Annotated in this window: 15 protein-coding genes; 11 read left to right on the top strand and 4 right to left on the bottom strand. The window is 68.7% G+C overall.

Translation table 11 applies throughout. The features are described from left to right. Positions 1–13: 13 nt before the first annotated feature. Positions 14–988, bottom strand: a complete 975-nt coding sequence (locus ACZ7KI_RS24705; protein ID WP_470275458.1) for a TerC family protein — start codon at positions 986–988, stop codon at positions 14–16. 292 nt (positions 989–1,280) lie between these two features. On the opposite strand from ACZ7KI_RS24705, the gene ACZ7KI_RS24700 reads away from it, so the two are divergent. From ACZ7KI_RS24700 to ACZ7KI_RS24680, 5 genes are all read left to right on the top strand, one after another. Then, the gene (locus ACZ7KI_RS24700; protein WP_470275457.1) at positions 1,281–4,184 is read left to right on the top strand and encodes an alpha/beta fold hydrolase; all 2,904 of its coding nucleotides are present in this window, start codon (positions 1,281–1,283) and stop codon (positions 4,182–4,184) included. After that, entirely contained in the window at positions 4,177–5,136 is a 960-nt protein-coding gene (locus tag ACZ7KI_RS24695) for an ABC transporter permease (protein ID WP_470275456.1), read from the top strand. Before ACZ7KI_RS24700 ends, ACZ7KI_RS24695 begins: the two co-directional genes overlap by 8 nt. Positions 5,137–5,393: 257 nt before the next feature. Continuing rightward, entirely contained in the window at positions 5,394–5,816 is a 423-nt protein-coding gene (locus tag ACZ7KI_RS24690) for a hypothetical protein (protein ID WP_470275455.1), read from the top strand. Positions 5,817–5,879: 63 nt separating this feature from the next. Next, positions 5,880–6,650, top strand: a complete 771-nt coding sequence (locus ACZ7KI_RS24685; protein ID WP_470275454.1) for an enoyl-CoA hydratase/isomerase family protein — start codon at positions 5,880–5,882, stop codon at positions 6,648–6,650. 88 nt (positions 6,651–6,738) lie between these two features. Further along, positions 6,739–8,148: a S28 family serine protease gene (locus ACZ7KI_RS24680; protein ID WP_470275453.1), complete on the top strand. Its 1,410-nt coding sequence runs from the start codon at positions 6,739–6,741 to the stop codon at positions 8,146–8,148. A 73-nt stretch (positions 8,149–8,221) separates the two neighbouring features. Here the strand turns inward: ACZ7KI_RS24680 and uvrB are convergent, their stop codons facing one another. Both uvrB and ACZ7KI_RS24670 read right to left on the bottom strand, forming a co-directional pair. Further along, on the bottom strand, positions 8,222–10,381 hold the full coding sequence (gene uvrB, locus ACZ7KI_RS24675) for an excinuclease ABC subunit UvrB (protein ID WP_470275452.1): 2,160 nt from the start codon (positions 10,379–10,381) through the stop codon (positions 8,222–8,224). Between the two features lie 281 nt (positions 10,382–10,662). Beyond that, positions 10,663–11,946 carry a DUF5685 family protein gene (locus ACZ7KI_RS24670; RefSeq protein ID WP_470275451.1) on the bottom strand — a complete coding sequence of 428 codons (1,284 nt, stop codon included), beginning with the start codon at positions 11,944–11,946 and terminating at the stop codon, positions 10,663–10,665. Between the two features lie 142 nt (positions 11,947–12,088). Here ACZ7KI_RS24670 and ACZ7KI_RS24665 point away from each other — a divergent pair, with 142 nt between their 5' ends. The 5 genes from ACZ7KI_RS24665 (at position 12,089) to ACZ7KI_RS24645 (ending at position 17,776) form a co-directional block, all read left to right on the top strand. Next, positions 12,089–12,604, top strand: a complete 516-nt coding sequence (locus tag ACZ7KI_RS24665; RefSeq protein WP_470275450.1) for a ribonuclease FAU-1 family protein — start codon at positions 12,089–12,091, stop codon at positions 12,602–12,604. Between the two features lie 141 nt (positions 12,605–12,745). Continuing rightward, complete coding sequence (locus ACZ7KI_RS24660) at positions 12,746–14,278, top strand: ArnT family glycosyltransferase (RefSeq protein WP_470275554.1); 1,533 nt, start codon at positions 12,746–12,748, stop codon at positions 14,276–14,278. Positions 14,279–14,367: 89 nt separating this feature from the next. Next, positions 14,368–15,888, top strand: coding sequence for an ArnT family glycosyltransferase (locus tag ACZ7KI_RS24655; RefSeq protein WP_470275449.1), 1,521 nt, complete (start codon positions 14,368–14,370; stop codon positions 15,886–15,888). Further along, positions 15,885–17,153, top strand: a complete 1,269-nt coding sequence (locus tag ACZ7KI_RS24650) for a sensor histidine kinase (RefSeq protein WP_470275448.1) — start codon at positions 15,885–15,887, stop codon at positions 17,151–17,153. Before ACZ7KI_RS24655 ends, ACZ7KI_RS24650 begins: the two co-directional genes overlap by 4 nt. Next, the gene (locus ACZ7KI_RS24645) at positions 17,150–17,776 is read left to right on the top strand and encodes a response regulator (RefSeq protein WP_465505837.1); all 627 of its coding nucleotides are present in this window, start codon (positions 17,150–17,152) and stop codon (positions 17,774–17,776) included. The genes ACZ7KI_RS24650 and ACZ7KI_RS24645 overlap by 4 nt, the downstream gene beginning before the upstream one ends. Positions 17,777–17,779: 3 nt before the next feature. Here the strand turns inward: ACZ7KI_RS24645 and coaE are convergent, their stop codons facing one another. Then, positions 17,780–18,964, bottom strand: coding sequence for a dephospho-CoA kinase (coaE, locus tag ACZ7KI_RS24640; RefSeq protein WP_470275447.1), 1,185 nt, complete (start codon positions 18,962–18,964; stop codon positions 17,780–17,782). 196 nt (positions 18,965–19,160) lie between these two features. On the opposite strand from coaE, the gene ACZ7KI_RS24635 reads away from it, so the two are divergent. Beyond that, positions 19,161–19,385, top strand: a complete 225-nt coding sequence (locus ACZ7KI_RS24635) for a hypothetical protein (protein WP_470275446.1) — start codon at positions 19,161–19,163, stop codon at positions 19,383–19,385. The last annotated feature ends 217 nt before the right edge of the window (positions 19,386–19,602 follow it).

Raw genomic sequence — 19,602 nt, 5'->3', positions numbered from 1 at the left:
ATCCTTAGCAGCTCTAACTACTGATCGAAGACTCCCGCTCGGCGGCTTCCACTTTCTTCGCCTTCGCGAGGCTGGCCAGGGTCGTCACCGTCAGGACCACGATGATGACACCCAGGGAGACCCAGTTGTTGATGTCCAGCCAGTCCGGCACCACGTGGTACTCGTGCAGCGCGTGCAGGAACAGCTTGGCGCCGATGAAGGCGAGGATCACCGCGAGGCCGTAGGAGAGGTACACCAGCTTGGTGACCAGGCCACCGAGCAGGAAGTACAGCTGGCGCAGGCCCATCAGCGCGAACGCGTTGGCGGTGAAGACCAGGAACGCCTCCTGGGTGATGCCGAAGATCGCCGGGATGGAGTCGACGGCGAACAACAGGTCCGCGCTGCCGATCGCGACGATCACCAGGAACATCGGGGTGATCCAGCGCTTGCCGTCCTTCTTCACGAAGGACTTGTGGCCGTGCCACTCGTCGGTGACGGGGAACAGCTTGCGCACCCAGCGGGTGAGCGCGTTCTCCTCGTACTCCTCGTCTTCGTCCTTGTTCCGGATCATGCTGATCGCGGTCCAGATGAGGACGGCGCCGAAGAGGAAGAAGACCCAGACGAACTGCGCGATCAGCGCGGCGCCCACGGCGATGAACACACTGCGCATCGCGAGCGCGAGCAGGATGCCGATCAGCAGCACCCGGTGCTGATGGATCGCGGGCACCTTGAACGAGGTCATGATGATCATGAAGATGAACAGGTTGTCGACGCTCAGCGAGTACTCGGTGATATACCCGGTGAAGAACTCGACGCCGGGGTCGTGCCCCGCGAAGATCCAGACGCCGATCCCGAAGGCCACGGCGACGGCGACGTAGAAGATGACCCATCGCGCGGCTTCGCCGGTGGTGACCTCATGTGGCTTGCGATCGACGATGACGAGGTCGAGCGCGATCAGCGCGAGCAGACCGCCGACCGTCGCGATCCATAGCCACAAAGGAACAGACATCTGACCAACCCTCCGGATAGTGCGCAGCAGCAACTAACCGGAGGTCTCTTCCGCCGGTACGAGACCGGCCGACGGTGCCGGGGGCCTGCGAAGACCACCGTGCTGACGACACCGCCGCGAAGGAATACTCCCCTCACAGCTGACTTAGTCTGACCTGTCTGTACGCATGACGCCAGTTAAGGTTGCCCTTGTCACCAAGATGATGGTGTAACTCCCGTCACAGACGGCCCGCTTGTGTGGTCCACGTGAGCTGGACGGGCGACTCTCAGCATTGGTGAAATACGGTCATTCCGTGCCCCGAATCCCGCTCCCTCGAACGCGAGGCGCGAAGCTCACCGCGCTCGCCGCGGTCGTGGTGGTCCTGGCCGCCGCAGCCGTCGTGTGGACGAACAGCGAACCCGCGCCGTCCGCAGTGAAAACCCAGGAAGCGACCCTCGACCTGCCCGAAACACCGGGCTCGCCGGAAGTCGTCAAGATCGACACCACGATGTACGTGCCCGAGCGGACACCGGCCCCGGCCGTCCTGCTCGCCCACGGTTTCGGCGGCGACAAGAACAGCGTCGCCACCGAAGCCCGCGAACTCGCCGAGAAGGGTTTCGTCGTCCTTGCCTGGTCCGCCCGCGGCTTCGGCCGCAGCACCGGGAAGATCGCGCTGAACGACCCCGACCGCGAGGTCGCCGACGCCCGGAAGCTGATCGACCACCTCGCCACCCGGCCGGAGGTGCTCAGCGAGAACGGCGACCCGAAGGTCGCGGCGTCCGGCGCCTCGTACGGCGGCGCGCTGTCCCTGTTGCTCGCCGGGACCGACGAACGGGTCGACGCGATCGCGCCGGTGATCACCTACAACGACCTCGCGCAAGGCCTCTTCCCGAACGCCGCCTCGGCCACGCCGTCGGCCGCCACCACTCCCGCCGCGGGTGCGTTCGCCGCGGACGGTGTCTTCAAGAGATCGTGGGCCGGCATCTTCTTCTCCGCCGGTTCCGGTGCGGCGCAGAGCGGCTCCCCCGCCAACGAGGCACCCGAAGCCGGTGACGAGACGAGCGAATCCGGTGCCGCACAGGGCGTGGGCGCGGCGGGTGCCGCGGCGCAGTCCCTCCCGCTCGGTGGCCCGAACGGCCAGCGGCCGCCGAGCGGACCGGCCGACCCTTGTGGACGGTTCACCGCCGACGTCTGCCAGGCCTACACCGAACTCGCGACCACCGGTAAAGCGAGTCAGCGCACCGTCGATCTGCTCCGCCGTGTCTCCCCCGCGTCCGTGACGGACAAGATCACCGTGCCGACCCTGCTGGTGCAGGGCGAAAGCGACACCTTGTTCGGCTTGGACCAGTCCGACGCGACCGCCAGGCAGATCGCCGCGGCAGGCGGCAAGGTCCGCACCATCTGGTACACCGGCGGCCACGACGGCGGGAAACCCGGACAGAAGCTGCGGACGCAGATCGCCGATTTCCTCAAGTTCTCGCTGACCGGTGAGGGCACCGATCCCGGCACCCGGTTCAGCTACGACATCCAGGGCACCCTGCGGGCCAACGGCGCCCCGTCGGTCCGGACGGTCACGGCGCCGGCGTACCCGGGAGCCACCGGCGACGCCACCGAGCGGCGTCCGTTCACGCTGGAGGGCCCTGCCCAATCGGCGGTCCGGCCAGCGGGTGGAAACCCCGCGGCCGTCAGCGGTATCCCCGGGCTGAACGGAGCGGTGGCCGGATCCTCCCGGCTGTCGGGGCTGTTCAGCCTCGACCCACCAGGCCAGGCGGCCCAGTTCACGACACGGCCTCTCGACGCGCAGACGATCGTGGCCGGTTCGCCAACGGTCCGGCTGCAGGTCTCCGCGGATCCGGCGGTGAACTCTTCCGGTGTGGCTCCGCCGAAGGAAACGGTCCTGTTCGCGAAACTCTACGACGTCAACTCGGAAGGTGTCCGCACGCTTCCGGCGAACGCGGTCGCCCCGTTCCGGGTCTCCGGCCTGCCCGCCGACGGCAGCCCGGTCGAGGTGACGGTGACCCTGCCGGGCATCGTGCGGCCGCTGGAGGCCGGGCACACGCTCCGGCTCGTCGTCGGCACCACGGATCAGGCGTTCACGACGCCGGTCGAACCCGCGGTGTTCCGCATCGGGCTGGCGGACGGCGGGCGGCTCGGCGTCCCGGTCGTCCCCGGTAACTCGGTCGGCGCGGGAGCGCCCGTCGCGCAGCTGCTCGGGATCGGCGGCACGCTGCTGGCCGGCATCGCGATCGCGGTGATCGCCGCGTTCCGCCGCCGACGTGCCCACGACGTCGACGAGAGCCTGGCAAAGACGCCCTTGGTGATCGAAGGACTGCGCAAGGCCTACGCGGGCGGATTCGTCGCGGTGAAGGATCTGTCGTTCCGGGTCGAACCCGGACAGGTCCTCGGCCTGCTCGGGCCGAACGGCGCGGGTAAGACGACGACCCTTCGCATGCTGATGGGCCTGATCACGCCGACGGAGGGCTCCATCCGGGTCTTCGGGCATCTGATCGCGCCCGGCGCGCCGGTGCTGTCGCGGATCGGGTCCTTTGTGGAGGGTTCGGGCTTCCTGCCGCATCTGTCCGGCAAGGAGAACCTGGAGCTCTACTGGGCGAGCACGGGCCGCCCGAGGGACAAGGCGCATTTCGCCGAGGCACTGGAGATCGCCGGGCTCGGCGACGCGGTGAACCGGCGGGTCCGCACCTACAGCCAGGGCATGCGGCAGCGGCTCGCGATCGCGCAGGCGATGCTCGGCCTGCCGGAGCTCATGGTGCTCGACGAACCGACCAACGGGCTCGACCCGCCCCAGATCCACCAGATGCGGGAGGTGCTCCAGCGCTACGCGGCGACCGGGCGCACCGTGGTGGTCTCGAGCCACCTGCTGGCCGAGGTCGAGCAGACCTGTACGCACGTGGTCGTGATGCACCGAGGCATGCTGGTCGCTTCGGGTGAAGTCGGCGAACTGGCCGCGGCCAGCGGCGAAGCCACGTTCCGGGTCGACAAGCCCGCCGAAGCGGCCGAAGCGCTGCGGAAGGTCGGCGGCGTTTCCGGCGTCGACGTCGACGGAGAACTGGTCCACGCGGATCTCGACGGTCTCGCCCGCGCCGAAGCGGTCGCCGCACTCGTGCGGGCCGGGGTCGCGGTCGAACAGGCCGGACCGAGGCGCCGTCTGGAAGACGCGTTCCTGCAGCTGGTCGGAGAGGACTCGAAGGGTGAGTAAGACCAATGGCTCCGGCCCGGTGAGCCGGGCGGAGCACGGGGTGCACACCGACCCGGCCGCGCTGCTGGAGCTGACCGAGGTCGCTTCGCACGAACGGACCGAGGTCGGCCCGGACGGGGCGGTGGCCGGCTACCGCGCCGACCGGACGCTGCGGCTCGGTGTCGAACTGAAACGGCAGCTCAAACGGCGGCGGACCCAGCTCATGCTGGGGTTCGTCGCGCTGCTGCCGTTCATCCTGGTGATCGCGTTCGAAATCGGGCAGGCCAGCCCGAACCGCCGCAGCGGTGGGTTCGTCGACCTCGCCACCGCGAGCGCGCCGAACTTCGTGGTGCTCGCGCTGTTCGTCTCCGGGACGTTCCTGCTGCCGATGATCGTGGCGTTGTTCTACGGCGACACGATCGCGAGCGAGTCGTCGTGGTCGAGCCTGAAATACCTGCTCGCGATACCGGTCCCCCGGCATCGCGTGCTGCGGCAGAAGGCGATCGTCTCCGGCATCCTCTCCGCGGCCGCGCTGATCCTGTTGCCCTTGGTGTCGTTGGTGGTCGGCGTCCTCTTCTACGGCGCGGGCGACGCGATCAGCCCGACCGGGGACGCCGTGTCGTTCAGCGACAGTCTCGTGGCGATGGGGCTGGCGACGATCTACATCATCCTGCAGCTGGCGTGGGTGGCCGGTCTGGCGATGCTGCTCTCGGTCGCCACCGACGCCCCCCTCGGCGCCGTCGGCGGCGCGGTGATCGTCGCGATCGTTTCGCAGATCCTCGACCAGATCACCGCGCTGGAAGGGCTCCGGGACTATCTGCCGACGCATTTCGCGTTCTCGTGGATGGACCTGATCTCGACCGACATCGACTGGACGAACATGGCCAACGGCATGTTGTCGGCGGCGTTGTACGGCACGGTGTTCTTCCTGCTCGCCGGTCGGCGGTTCGCGAAGAAGGACATCACCAGCTGACAGCGTTTCCGCACCGAAAAACCACCGGGGTCCACCGGGAAGACGAAATTCTCTTCCCTGGTGGGCCCCGGTTTTCACGGGCCGTGGCGACCTTCACCCATTAGCGCCGGTAACCGGTGTTTCATGCGCATGAGAACATCGATTTTCCGATCATCGACTCATTGGGTGAAAAGTTCCCCTTCACCATCGACGACCTCCGGGAAATCCTTATCTTCAGTGCGAAGGTGCCGACGCGAGAAGAAAGCGGGGCTGTCACCATGACCCAGTCGATCGAGATCCCGGTCCAGGAATTCACTCTTGATTGGACCATGAGCTCCGGCAAAGGCGGCAGAGTCGGCTTCGCCGTCTCGGGCCAGGTGACCCTTCTCGACAACAAACGGTTCTACAAGATCGACGGGGTCCTCTACATCTCCGAGGGCAGCGCCTATTGCCGCGACATCGGCAACCCGCATCTGTTCGTCCGGCGCAACGGCGTCGAGGAGAGCGGCAGGCAATGGGGCTGGGAGACCATCTGCAACCGCAAGTCCTGCAGCAGGCTGTGCGCCATGGACGCGTATTTCGTCCGCACCGGCTACTGGGCGCCCGCCGACCGCGCCATCCAGCTGAGCATCGGCGCCGAGACCGGCTGGAACCGCAAGCGGTCCTTCAGTCCGACGGTCACCGTGCGCCTGGCGGACTGAGGGGTCCCTGGCGTTACTGGGCGGTCCACTGTAGAGGTGCGCCGGCTCGGGTACGGTCGGGCCATGGCCACCTCTTCGATCCGCGTGGACGACGAAGGCGGGATCGCCGTCGTCACCCTGCAGCACGGCAAAGCCAACACCCTCGACACCGAATTCTGCCGCGAACTGACCGTCCGGCTCGAAGACGTCCAGCTCGGTGGGTATCGCGGTGTCGTGCTGACCGGCTCGGGAAGCATCTTCTCGGCGGGCGTCGACCTGCGCCGCGTGCACGACGGCGGTGCCGCCTACATCGAGGACTTCCTGCCCGCGCTGTCGGACGCGTTCCTTTCGGTGTTCGGCTTCCCCGGTCCGGTGGTCGCGGCGCTCAACGGCCACGCGATCGCCGGCGGGGCGGTGCTCGCCGCCGCCTGCGACCGCCGGATCCTCGCCTCGGGCCCGAGCCGGATCGGGATCACCGAACTGCTCGTCGGCGTCCCGTTCCCGTTGGCGGCGCTGGAGATCCTGCGCTCCGGCTTCGGCGCCGACATCCTCGGCGAACTCGCGTTCCTCGCCGAGACCCACCTGCCCGAAGACGCGCTCCGGCTCGGCCTCGTGAACGAGGTGACGGCGCCGGAGACCGTGCTGCCGCGAGCGGTGGAGCTGGCCAAGAAGCTCGCCGAGATCCCCGCGGCCGCGTACGCGCATACGAAGGCCCAGTTGCACCGGCCGTTCCACGAGCGGATCGCCGAACACCGCACCGGCGACGACGCCCACGTCCTCGAACTGTGGAGCTCCCCCGAGGCGCTCGCGGCCATCGAGGCCTACGTCGACAAGGTGCTCCGCGGCCAAGGCTGAGCCGCGCTCGACCGGATAGCCGATTGCCGACCGGCGGGGACTCTGTGAGTATCCGACCGCTCGAAGGTCGGCGATGGGGAGTGCACGGATGCGGAAGCTCACGACCGCGTGGTCGGTTCTGGCGATCACCGTTCTCACACTGGTCGGGCTGACCCCGGCCGCGCAGGCGGCACCGGAGGACATCAAGGACGCGCTCGGGCGGATCCCCGGACTGACCGTCGTCTCGGAGAATCCAGCGCCGGCCGGGTACCGGTTCTTCAAGCTGACCTACGCACAGCCTGTCGACCACCGCAGGCCGGGCGCCGGCACCTTCCAGCAGCGATTCACCTTGCTGCACAAGGAATTCCGCTCGCCGACCGTGGCGTTCACGAGCGGGTACAACGTGTCGGAATCACCCAACCGCTCCGAGCCGACGCAGATCGTCGACGGCAACCAGCTGTCGATGGAATACCGGTTCTTCACCCCCTCGCGGCCGGAGCGGCCGGACTGGGGCAGCCAGCTGACGATCTGGCAGGCCGCCGCCGACCAGCACCGCGCGGTCGAGGCGTTCAAGCGGATCTACCCCGGCAAGTGGCTCGCGACCGGCGGCAGCAAGGGCGGCATGACGGCGACCTACTTCCGTAGGTTCTTCCCGAACGACGTCGACGCGACGATCCCCTACGTCGCGCCCAACGACGTCATCAATGCGCACGACCGCTACAACCGGTTCCTGGCGAAGGTCGGCAACGACCCCGCCTGCCGCTCGGCGCTGAAGGCCATCCAGCGCGACGTGCTGACGCGGCGCTCGGAATTCGCCGCGCTCGCCGCGGCCGACGCGGCCAAGAACGGCTACACGTTCTCGACCGTCGGCTCGGCCGACGTGTCGCTGGAGATCTCGGTGATCGACTCGTACTTCGCCTTCTGGCAGTACCAGAAGCAGGCGGACTGCGCGACGGTGCCGAAGGCGGGCGCGGCCGCCTCGGAGATCTACGCCTGGTTCGAGCGCGTCGAAAGCCTCAACACCTACTCGGACCAGAACCTGGAACGGTACGTCCCCTACTACTTCCAGGCGGCGTACCAGCTCGGCGCGCCCGAGTCCTACGAGAACTACCTCCGGGATCTGCTGCGCTATCCGGGCGCCAACGTGTCGCGGACGTTTGTGCCGGAGTCGGTCGACATCCCGAGGTTCGATCACCTGGCGATGCCGGACATCGACTTCTGGGTGAAGACGCAGGGCAAGCGGCTGCTGTACGTCTACGGCGAGAACGACCCGTGGAGCGCCGAGCCGTTCGAACTCGGCTTCGGGACGAAGGACTCCTACGTCTACACCGTTCCCGGCGGAAACCACGGCTCGCGGATCTCGCAGCTCCCGGCGGCTCAGGCCGCTGAGGCGACGAACACCGTACGGCGGTGGGCGGGGCTGCCTCCGGTTTCGGCCGGGGTGACCACGCGTTCCGTCCCAGCCGGGTTCCCGGACTTCGACGCGGACCTGACGTCCCTGGAGCGCCCGCGCCTCTGACACCGCCGCGTTTAGTCCTCTAGTTGCGATCCTTGCGTGTGCAACTACCGCAACTAGAGGACTAAACGCGCGCTTACTTGATGCCGGCGGCGTCCATGCCGCGCAGCTCCTTCTTCAGGTCCGCGACCTCGTCCCGCAGCCGGGCGGCCAGTTCGAACTGCAGGTCGCGGGCGGCCTGCATCATCTGGTCGGTCATCTGCTGGATGAGGTCGGCCAGCTGGGCGCGCGGCATCCCGGAGACGTCCTTGTCGGTCAGCATTCCGGAGCTGCGCACCCGGTCGCCCTGCTCGGGCTTCTTGCCCCGCGACGCGTTCCGGCCCGAACCGCCGACGGCGACCGTCTCCTCCGAGTCCTCGGCCTCGCTGTAGACGCGGTCCAGGATGTCGGCGATCTTCTTCCGCAGCGGCTGCGGGTCGACGCCGCGTTCCTTGTTGTAGGCGACCTGCTTGGCGCGACGGCGATCGGTCTCGTCGATGGCGTGCTGCATCGAGTCGGTGATCTTGTCCGCGTACATGTGCACCTCGCCCGACACGTTTCGCGCCGCGCGGCCGATCGTCTGGATCAGCGACGTGCCACTGCGGAGGAAGCCCTCCTTGTCCGCGTCGAGGATCGCGACCAGCGAAACCTCGGGCAGGTCGAGCCCCTCACGAAGCAGGTTGATCCCGACCAGCACGTCGTAATCTCCCGCCCGCAGCTGCCGCAGCAGCTCGATCCGGCGGAGGGTGTCGACCTCGGAGTGCAGGTATCGCACCCGGATGCCGAGTTCCAGCAGGTAGTCGGTGAGGTCCTCGGACATCTTCTTGGTGAGCGTGGTGACCAGGACGCGCTCGTCCTTCTCGGCTCGCTCGCGGATCTCGTGCACCAGGTCGTCGATCTGGCCCTCGGTGGGCTTCACGACCACCTTCGGGTCGACCAGGCCGGTCGGCCGGATGACCTGCTCGACGAACTCGCCGCCTGCCTGCCCCATCTCGTACGGCCCCGGCGTCGCCGACAGATACACCGTCTGCCCGATCCGGTCGCTGAACTCCTCCCAGGTCAGCGGCCGGTTGTCGATCGCGCTGGGCAGCCGGAAACCGAACTCGACCAGGTTCCGCTTCCGCGACATGTCACCTTCGTACATGCCGCCGATCTGCGGGACCGTCTGGTGCGATTCGTCGATGACCAGCAGGAAGTCTTCCGGGAAGTAGTCGATCAGGGTGGCGGGCGCGGTTCCCGCCTCGCGACCGTCGATATGCCGCGAGTAGTTCTCGATGCCGGAGCAGAACCCGACCTGGCGCATCATCTCGATGTCGTACGCGGTGCGCATCCGCAGCCGCTGGGCTTCCAGGAGTTTGCCCTGCTTCTCCAGCTCGGCCAGCCGCTGCTCCAGCTCGGCCTCGATGCCGTGGATGGCCTTCTCCATCCGCTCCGGGCCCGCGACGTAGTGCGTGGCCGGGAAGATGCGGACCTCGTCGACCTCTTTCACGATGTCGCCGGTGAGCGGGTGCAGGTAGTACAGCTTCTCGATCTCGTCGCCGAAGAACTCGACGCGGATCGCCAGCTCCTCGTACGCCGGGATGATCTCGACCGTGTCGCCGCGGGCGCGGAAGGTGCCGCGCGCGAAGGCGATGTCGTTGCGGGTGTACTGCACGTCCACCAGGGCACGGAGGAAGACGTCCCGGTCGAGCTGCTCGCCGACCTTCAGCTTCGAGGACCGGTCGAGGTAGGACTGCGGCGTGCCGAGGCCGTAGATGCACGAGACACTCGCGACCACGATGACGTCGCGCCGCGACAGCAGGTTCATCGTCGCGGAGTGCCGCAGCCGCTCGACGTCGTCGTTGATCGACGAGTCCTTCTCGATATAGGTGTCCGTCTGCGCGATGTACGCCTCGGGCTGGTAGTAGTCGTAGTAACTGACGAAGTACTCGACCGCGTTGTGCGGGAACAGCTCCCTCAGCTCGTTCGCCAACTGCGCGGCGAGCGTCTTGTTCGGCGCCATCACCAGCGTCGGGCGCTGGACGCGCTCGATCAGCCAGGCCGTCGTCGCCGACTTACCGGTACCTGTGGCACCCAGCAGCACGACGTCCTTCTCGCCCGCCCTGATCCGGCGTTCGAGCTCGTCGATGGCCGCCGGCTGGTCACCGGCGGGCTTGTACTCGCTGACCACTTCGAACCGGCCGCCGCTCCGGGGGATCTCGGTGACGGGACGGAACTCCGACTGGGCGAGCACGGGGTGTTCGGTTGCGAAAGCCACGTGGACCAGAGTAAGCGCTGGGTCCGACAGTTTCCGCTCGCCCTGGTCAGAGCCGGTATTGACGGTGCCGGCCAGGTGCCGGCGGTGGGTGAGCCGGGTAGCAGCCGGGCCGTGAAGGACTTGGATTTGTCTACCTACTGGTGTTGAGCTTGTGCGGGTTGCCGGTGCGGTCGGTTGGGGAGGATTCCGGCCGTTGGACGTCCGGAATCTTCCCCGATCTTCCGTTGATCAAGCTGTGAGACCGGGCGACGATGACCACGGAACCATCACCACTCACGAGCTCAGCACGAACAGTCACAGCAGGAACAGCAGTCGCAGCAATCGCAGTCACAGTCGCAGGCTTCCCGTGGCTTCCCGCTCCACGGACCGGGGAACGGGTCCCGGCAGCAGAACTGGCACGAGCAGCACATGTACGTGGCCACGGCGCAGCCGAAGAAGAAGTTCCGCGACCGCGGCGGAACCCGGAATTCCGGTATCCAGCAGCCGCCGCCCTGTCCGTCGACGGGTGGCCCGCCGTGCTTCCCCTTCTTCTTCGGCGGTTCCTGGGGCGGGCCTCCGCCACCGGGCGCGCCCTGGGGCGGAGGCGGCGGCTGGTAGCCGCCTTGCGGGTACTGCTGAGGCGGATAGGGCTGGTGGGGATGCTGTTGCGGCCGAGGGCCGGGGCCGATCCAGCCCGGCGGCGGCTGCTGGGGTCCGTGGCCATGTCCAGCGAGCCCGTGCCCGAAGGCGCGCCGTACCGCCTGACGCAGTTCGTGCACCAGTAGCGCGTGCACCAGCTCTGACCGGGCGAACTTGACCTCGCGAAGGGCCAGTTCGACACCGAGCACGGCGTCGTCGCACAGCCGTCGTGCTTCGGCGAGGCCGGTCCCGGTGGCCGTCAGCGGGTTCCACGCGCCGGTGGCCTCGTCCTCGGCGAGATCTTCGACGGCGTCGAGCAGATGCGCGGCCCGGCCGAACAGGCGTCCGGCCTCGGCCAGCGGCGCGGCGTTCTCCGGGTGGCCGGCCAGTAGGGCGGTGTGCGCGAACGCCGCCGACGTCGCCAGTTCGGCGGGTTCGGTGGCCAGCACGGCCGAATCACCCAGGCGGACGGCGCGTTCGATCTCGCCCTGCCGGTCGACGGCCTCGGTCAGGACCGCGGTGTCGAAGCCGATCCGCGTACCGGTGCGGCTCCCCTGGTCCGCCCAGCGCGTCGCCACCCGCCTGGCGGCGACGGCGACCGAGCGCCGCGCGAAGGCGCCGTCACGGTCCTCCACGTGATCACTGATCTTGGCCGACGCCAGCACCAGGGAGACCGCGGCGGCGAGCTGGGCACCGCCGCCCTGCGCGACCGACGTCCCCTTCATCGCGCGAAGCGCGCAAGGCCCGGCGTCACGTCGTCCCTCCGCTCGCGGCGACTGGGCCTCGACGAGCGCGGAGATGATCAACCCGTCGTAGTTCGTCACCATTCGGGCGAGATGTCCGTGTTCGTCGCGCAAGGCCAGGCAAAGACCGCAGAGATGCGCCATCCACTCCGCGTGCAGACCGTCGGAAAGCCGGTGGCGGCACGGCCTGATGATCCCGAACATGCGTTGTCTCCCAGTCACCCTTATGGCGGAACCAGCGCACCTTATCCGGCCAGGCGGCGTTACTCCGCCAGAACGGGGAAACCGTGATCGTCCACCCGGTTGGGCGGTGTTCGCGGGCGCCGGAGCCTTCCAAGATGGGCGGATGACCGCGCTGCACCCACCCAAGGTCGAGTACTTCGACCCGGCCTCGAAGACCAACACGGACCCCAAAGGTGTCGTGAGAGAAGTCGAGGAATACCGCGAAGAGCCCTTCGGCCTGTACATGGCGCGGCCGACCCCCGGACGGACACAGTTCCACTACCTCGAATCCTGGCTGCTGCCCGAGCTCGGCCTCCGGATCACCGACTTCTGGTTCAACCCCGGCCACGAACGCGATCAGGATTTCTATCTCGACGTCGTCGACGTCCACCGCGAGGACGGTGTCTGGGTCGCCACCGACCTCTACCTCGACCTCGTCCTGCGGGACAAGAAGTCCGTCCAGGTGATCGACACCGACGAACTCCTCGCCGCCGTCACCGCCGGGCTGCTCTCCCCCGCAGACGGCGAACGCGCACTCGGCATCAGCCACACGACCGTGGACGGGCTGGCCACACACGGCCATGACCTGCACGCCTGGCTGTCCACAAAGGACATCACGCTCTGCTGGCGACGGCACTGACGGCGCCGGGATCCATCGATCGGTTGACCCCGCCTCATCCTCACGGTTGAGCGACTCCTGACCGGCGGAAGGATTCTCACCGAGGCCGAAGCGCGGGACTCTCGATCGCGAGCGAAACCGATCGAGAGGGGGCGGATGTCCATGGTCATCGAGGCCGGGGAACTCCGGGAACGGTATGGCGAACGGGAAAGAGCGGGGATCGCGCCGTTCGCCCGGACGCCGGTGCTGGCGATCGCCGGTGCGATGGGGGCGGTACTCGCGGCGACGGCGGGACGCTACGGCTATTTCGGCGATGAGCTGTACTTCCTGGCGGCCGGTCGGCATCTGGACTGGGGGTATGCCGACCAGCCGCCGATGCTGCCGCTCCTGGCGCGCCTGATGGACGCGTTCGGCACCGATTCGCCGTTGGTCCTGCGGATCCCGGCGATGCTGGCGATGGTCGGCGGTGTCGTGCTGACCGCGCTGATCGCCAGGGAACTGGGCGGGGGCCGCAAGGCGCAGACGATCGCGGCGGCGACCTTCGCGGTGTCCGTCCAGATGCTCGGCAGCGGGCACTACCTGGCGACCAGCACCATCGACCCGTTCCTGTGGACGCTGCTGATCTGGCTGCTCACCCGATGGGTGCGGACCCGCGCGGACGGTCTCCTGCTCTGGGGCGGCGTGGTGACCGGGCTGGCGCTGAACACGAAATTCCTCGTCGGGGCGTTCTGGGTCGTCGCGCTGGCCGCCGTGGTGATCTGCGGGCCCCGCGACCTCCTCCGCCGTCCGGCGCTCTGGCTCGGCGCGCTGATCGCCGCCGCGATGATCGCGCCCACGCTCGTCTGGCAGGCCGCGAACGGGTGGCCGCAGCTGACCATGGGCGCGGCGATCTCCCAGGAGGTCTCGGGCAGCTGGGGCGGACGGGTCTCGTTCGTCCCGACGCTCGTGATGAGCGCGGGAATCCCGGTGGGTCTGATCCTCCTCTGCTACGGGCTGTGGCGGTTGATCCGGTCCGAACGGCTGCGGCCGTACCGGTTCCTCGGCTGGACCGCGCTCGGCGTGCTCGCCGTGTTCGTACTGGCCAACGGGCGTTACTACTACGCGGCCGGGATGTTCGCCCCGCTGTTCGCCGCCGCGGCCGTGGAGATCGAAGCAGGCCAGGCGGCCAAGTACTGGCGCTGGATCACCACCTGGCCGGTGTACGTCCTGGCCGCGGTGATCGCGGTCCCGATGACGCTTCCGATCCTGCCGCGAGAGTCGATCACGACCGCGCCGGAGTGGGCCCGGCCGGTCTTCGCGAGCGAGGAGATCGGCTGGCGGGAGATCACGGAGTCGGTGGCGCAGGCCTACCGCGGCGTTCCCGACCCCGCCCATACCGGCATCGTCACGGCGAAGTACTGGCAGGCGAGCGCCATCGACCACTATGGACCGGAACTGGGGCTGCCGTCGCCGTCGAGCCCCAATCGCGGCTACGTCACATTGCCGCGGCCGCCGGACTCCGCAAGGGACATCCTGTTCGTCGGGAACGATCCGTCGGTGCTTGTGCCGTACTTCACGCGGGTGCGCGAGGTCGGCGCCCTCGACAACCGGGCGGGGATCCCGAACACGAGTCAGGGCATGAAGATCTGGCTGGCCACCGGCCGCGGCGGAACCTGGGACACGGTGTGGCCGAAACTCACGGACTGGGGCTTCTGACCCTCGCCGGTCCTCTCACGACCGACGCGTCCCGCCGGTGGGACGTAAGGTGCGAGAGGACCGGCACCCGAGGGATCTGCGAGGAATGGATGAAAGCCGCCAGCGCGGCCGAAACACCGACCGCGTCCGGCGCGGCGTTCGCCCGGCTTCCGGTGGCGCTGCTCGCCGCGGCCGCCGCGGCGGCGCTGATGGCGACGGCGTGGCGGTACGGCTACTTCGGCGACGAGCTGTATTTCCTGTCCGCCGGCAAACGACTGGCCTGGGGCTACGCGGACCAGCCGCCGGTGCTCCCGGTACTGGCGTGGGCGATGGATTCCCTCGCGCCGGGCAACGTCTTCGCGTTCCGGCTCCCCGCCGTCCTCGCGACGGCCGCCGGTGTCGTGTTCACCGGCCTCATCGCCTGCGAGATGGGCGGCGACCGCCGGGCGCAGACCCGCGCCGCCGCCGCGTACGCGATCTGCGGGCAGTTCATCGGGAGCGGGCACTACCTGGCCACGTCGACGATCGACCCGGCGTTGTGGGCACTCATCGCGTGGCTGCTCGTGCGATGGATGCGGACCCGTGACGACAACCTGTTGCTGTGGCTGGGCGTCGCCACCGCGGTGGCGCTGAACGTCAAGCTCCTCATCGCGACGTTCTGGGTCGCCGCCGGGGTCGCGATCCTCGTCTTCGGGCCACGGGATCTCTTGCGCAGGCCCAAACTCTGGTTCGGTGCGGGGATCGCCGCGTTGTCGCTCGTGCCCACCCTGTGGTGGCAGGCCGCGAACGGCTGGCCGCAACTGGAGATGGGCGACGTCATCGCGCACGAGACCACCGGCGGCTGGAGCGGACGGGCCGGGTTCCTGCCCGCGCTGCTGACCGGGGCCGGGCTCGGCATCGGCGTCGTCGGAGTCCTTTATGGACTTGGGGTCCTGCTGTTCTCGTCCAGAGTGCGCGAATTCCGGTTCCTCGGCTGGACGACCGTCGGGGTGATCGCGTTGTTCATCCTGTCCAACGGCCGCTACTACTACGCGGCGGGCATGTTCAGCGTCCTGTGGGCGGGCGCGGCCGTCCACTTCGGACAGCTGAAACCGTCGCTGTGGTTCCGCTGGATCCCCACCTGGCCGGTGTTCCTGCTCTCCGCGCTGTACACGCTGCCCTACGCGCTGCCGGTCTGGCCTGTGCATTGGCTCGCCGAAGGCCGCGACGTTCCACGTCCGGCATACGCGCTGGAAGAGATCGGCTGGCCGGACCTCGCCCGTTCGGTCGCGGACGCCTACCACCGGCTCCCGCCGGAGCAGCGAGCACGCACCACGCTCGTCACGGCGGGATACTGGCAGGCCGGAGCGTTGGACCGGTACGGCGCCGACTACGGACTGCCCGCCGCGTACAGCCCCAGCCGGGGTTTCTGGTACTTCGGCCACCCGCCGGAGACCGCGGACACCGTGCTGTTCGTCGGGCCCGATCCGACGCGGTTGCGGCGTTCGTTCACCGACGCCCGGATCGTTTCCCACGTCGACAACGCGCTCGGTGTCCGCAACGTGAGCCGCGGGATGCCGATCTGGCTGGTCACCGGCCACACCGAATCCTGGGCGTCCGCCTGGCCGGGGCTGCGGGAATTCCGGGTATGACCAGCTGGATCCGGTGGCAGGACTCGTTGTGGCCGTCCCCTGGCGACGGGGAGTCGCTGTGGCGGCCGTGGGGTGGCCGGATCGAGCGGTTCCTACCGTACGCGCTGCTGGCGCTGAGCACCGCGCTGAGCCTGTTGCTCTCCGACCACGGCCGCGCCGTCACGATGGGGCTGGCGGGGATCGCCGCGGCCTGGCTCTTGGTCTCCTTCACGCTGGTCCCGGCCAAATGGGCCGAAAATCCGGTGGTCATCACCGTGTCGTTCACCGGCCTCGTGGCGATCGCCGCGGTGCTCGAAGGACGCGACACGATCTTCCTCGTCTTCATGATCGCCGGATTCTTCGACGCGATGCGGCTGCGGCCCGCCCCGCTGGCGCTGACCGGGGTCTTCGTGGTTTCCGCGCTGATCAACACGATGCCCAACGGCGGACCGCTTCAGGCGTTCGCCGAGCAGCCCGCGCTGTGGACCGTGGTCACGCTGGTGCAGACGGCCGCCGTCGGGGGCGGCGGGCTCGTCTCGGCGGCGATGGCGCGCCAGCACGCCGAACGCAAGCACATGCTCGACGAACTCGCCGCCGCGCAGGAGGAGAACGCGGGGCTGCAACGGCAGCTGCTGGGACAGGCACGGGAAGCGGGCGTCCTCGACGAGCGTCAGCGGCTGAGCCAGGAAATCCACGACACGCTCGCCCAGGGTTTCACCGGGATCATCACCCAGCTCGAAGCCGCCGCGGAGGCGAAGAGCGATCCCGACGAGTGGCAACGGCACGTCGACACCGCGATGGCGCTGGCGCGCGAAAACCTGACCGCCGCGCGGCGTTCGGTGCGCGCGCTCGGCCCGCAACCCCTCGCCGGCGCGACCCTGCCGGACGCGCTCGACGACGTCTCCCGGCTCTGGGGTGAGCGGACCGGCGTCGAGGTCCGGTTCACCACGACCGGGACCGCGCGGCCACTGCACCCCGAGATCGAGGCCACGCTGCTGCGGATCACGCAGGAGGCGCTGGCCAACGTCGAGAAACACGCAGGCGCCACGATCGTCGGGCTGACGTTGTCCTACATGGCCGATCAAGTGACCGTCGACGTCCGGGACGACGGCCGGGGGTTCGACCCCGGGATGGTCGTCTCTTCCAGGGAAGCCGGGTTCGGCGTCCCCGGCATGCGCGCCCGCGTCGCCCGGCTGGCGGGCACCCTGCATCTCGAATCGGAGCCGGGCGGCGGGACAGCCGTGTCGGCCAATCTGCCCGCCATCGCACTGGAGGCCCGTGCATGACGATCACCCTGCTGATCACCGACGATCACCCGATCGTCCGGGACGGGCTGCGCGGGATCTTCACCGCGGATCAGGGATTCGAGGTGCTCGGCGAAGCGTCCTCCGGCGACGAAGCCGTCGCACTGGCGGAGAAGCTCCGTCCCGACGTCGTGCTGATGGACCTGCGGATGCCGGGTTCGGGCGGGGTGGCCGCGATCGCGGAACTGGCGAGACGCCGGAACCCCGCGCGGATTCTCGTGCTGACGACTTACGACACCGACTCCGACGTCGCCCCGGCGATCGAGGCGGGCGCGACCGGTTACCTGCTCAAGGACGCCCCGCGCGACGAACTCTTCCGTGCGGTGCGCGCGACGGCGCGTGGGGAGGCCGTGCTCTCCCCCGCCGTCGCCGACCTGATCATGGGCAGGATGCGCGCGCCCGCACCGGAACCGCTGAGCCGCCGGGAGATCGAGGTCCTCACCCTGATCTCGCGCGGTTCGACCAACAAGGAGGCCGCGAAACAGCTGTTCATCAGCGAGGCCACCGTGAAAACGCACCTCGTGCACGCTTACGCGAAGCTCGGGGTGAAGGACCGGGCGGCCGCCGTCGCGACCGCCTTCGAACGGGGACTCCTGGGGAACTGAGCCCTACGGCGTCCAGCCTGTCGACTCGGCCCACGCGTTGGCCCTCGCGAACGCCTTGTCGACCCAATCCTGTTTCTCGTCGGTGTATCCCTCGACTGTCCCGTCGCCGGAGTGCTTCGCGGCCATCGCGTGCTTGACCGCGGCGTAGGCGTCGCGCTCGTCCGGGTTCCGCCGCAGCCACTCCGGGAACAGCAGCGCGAGCCGCCAAGCGGGGGTCTCCTGCGACCGGACGTGGAGGTTGACCGGACGGCGCGGGTCGCCACCGAAGTGGAACCGCTTGGACCAGGTGCCGTCCTCACCGTGCGCGTCGTCGAACCATTCGCCCTCCGCACGCGGGAACCCGGCGTCGGAAAGGGCGTCGGCCAGCGCGTCGGCCTTGTCCAAGGTGGAGACGGTCAGCTGGAGGTCGAGGATGTCCTTGGCGGGCAAACCCGGCACGGACGTCGAGCCGATGTGGTCGACCCGGACGGCGTTCTCCCCGGCCGCAACCCGGATCCGCGCGAGCGCCCGCTCGGCCTGCACGGGCCACGTCTCGTCGTACGGCGCGATCTTCGGGGACATCGGCGCTCGCGGTTTGCGGAGCCGCACGTTCGCCTCGAACGGGGTCAGCCTGTCCGCCCACAGCGCGTCGACGTCGGCGAGCACGATGTCGGGCGCCCCGCTGTTGTCGAGCCAGACGTCGGCGACGGCCCGGCGCTGATCGGTGGTCGCCTGCGCCTTGATCCGGGCGCGCGCGTCGGTCTCGGGCATCCCCCGCGTCTCGACCAGACGGCGGACGCGGACCTCTTCCGGCGCGTCGACCATGACGACGAGGTGGTACATCGGCGCGAGCCCACCCTCGACCAGCAGCGGGATGTCGTGGACGACGATCGCGTCCGGCGCCGCGTCCGCCATCAGCTCGGCCGTCCTGGCGCCGACCTTCGGGTGGACGATCGAGTTCAGCCGTTTGCGGGACTCTTCGTCGGCGAAGGCCTTGGCGGCGAGCGCGGCACGATCGAGCGCGCCGTCGGCCGTGAGGATGTCCTCCCCGAACGCCTCGACGAGTTCGGCGAGACCCGGTGTCCCCGGTTCGACGACTTCCCTGGCGATCTTGTCGGAGTCGATGAGGACGGCGCCGTGCTCGGAAAGCCGGTTCGCCACCGTCGATTTTCCGGCGCCGATCCCGCCGGTCAGGCCCACACGCAGCATGACGATCAGCCTAGTGGGCCGCTCCGGCCGACCGCTCAGGGTGACGTGAGGAGTACATCCGGCACAGACAGCCGCAAAAGGCAAGATCATCGTGACGCGTGACTCAACCTTTATGGGTGACACGCCGGTCGGTTACGCGGCTTCGGGAGCTCGATTGCGTACCGTGCGCGGCGAAGGTAGCCCACACGGAGGAAAGATGGCAGACGGTAAGCACATCGGAAGGCACCGGCTGGGTTCGCCGGGGCTCGTGCACTGTGTTCTCCATCGTCCCGTGGCCGAGGCCCTCGCCGAATATCGGCGAACCTGGCTGAGCGCGCTCCTGGTCCCGGCCAAGCACAGCTTCGCCGGACTCCGCCGCAAGGCTCGCGCCGCGGCACTCGAACGCGTCTGGGTCCCGTCCGTCCGGACCGCGACTTCCTGACGCCCTTCCCCGCCCACCGCGTTTAGTCCTCTCAATGCGGGCAGTTGTCGTGCGCAAGTACCGCATCCAATCGAGCGGGCACTGTGTGGATATTGCTTCATCTAACGCAACAAAATCCACACGGTCACGGCTCGCTGTTCTCTGGCCCCCGCGTTTAGTCCTCTAAATGCGGGGACAAAGAAAGCGGCCCCGGTCCGTGGTGGACCGGGGCCGCTGT

This window comes from Amycolatopsis sp. NPDC039088, assembly GCF_055598845.1.
The sequence above is the reverse complement of the archived record's forward strand: the minus strand, read 5'-3'. Positions and strand labels throughout refer to the sequence as shown.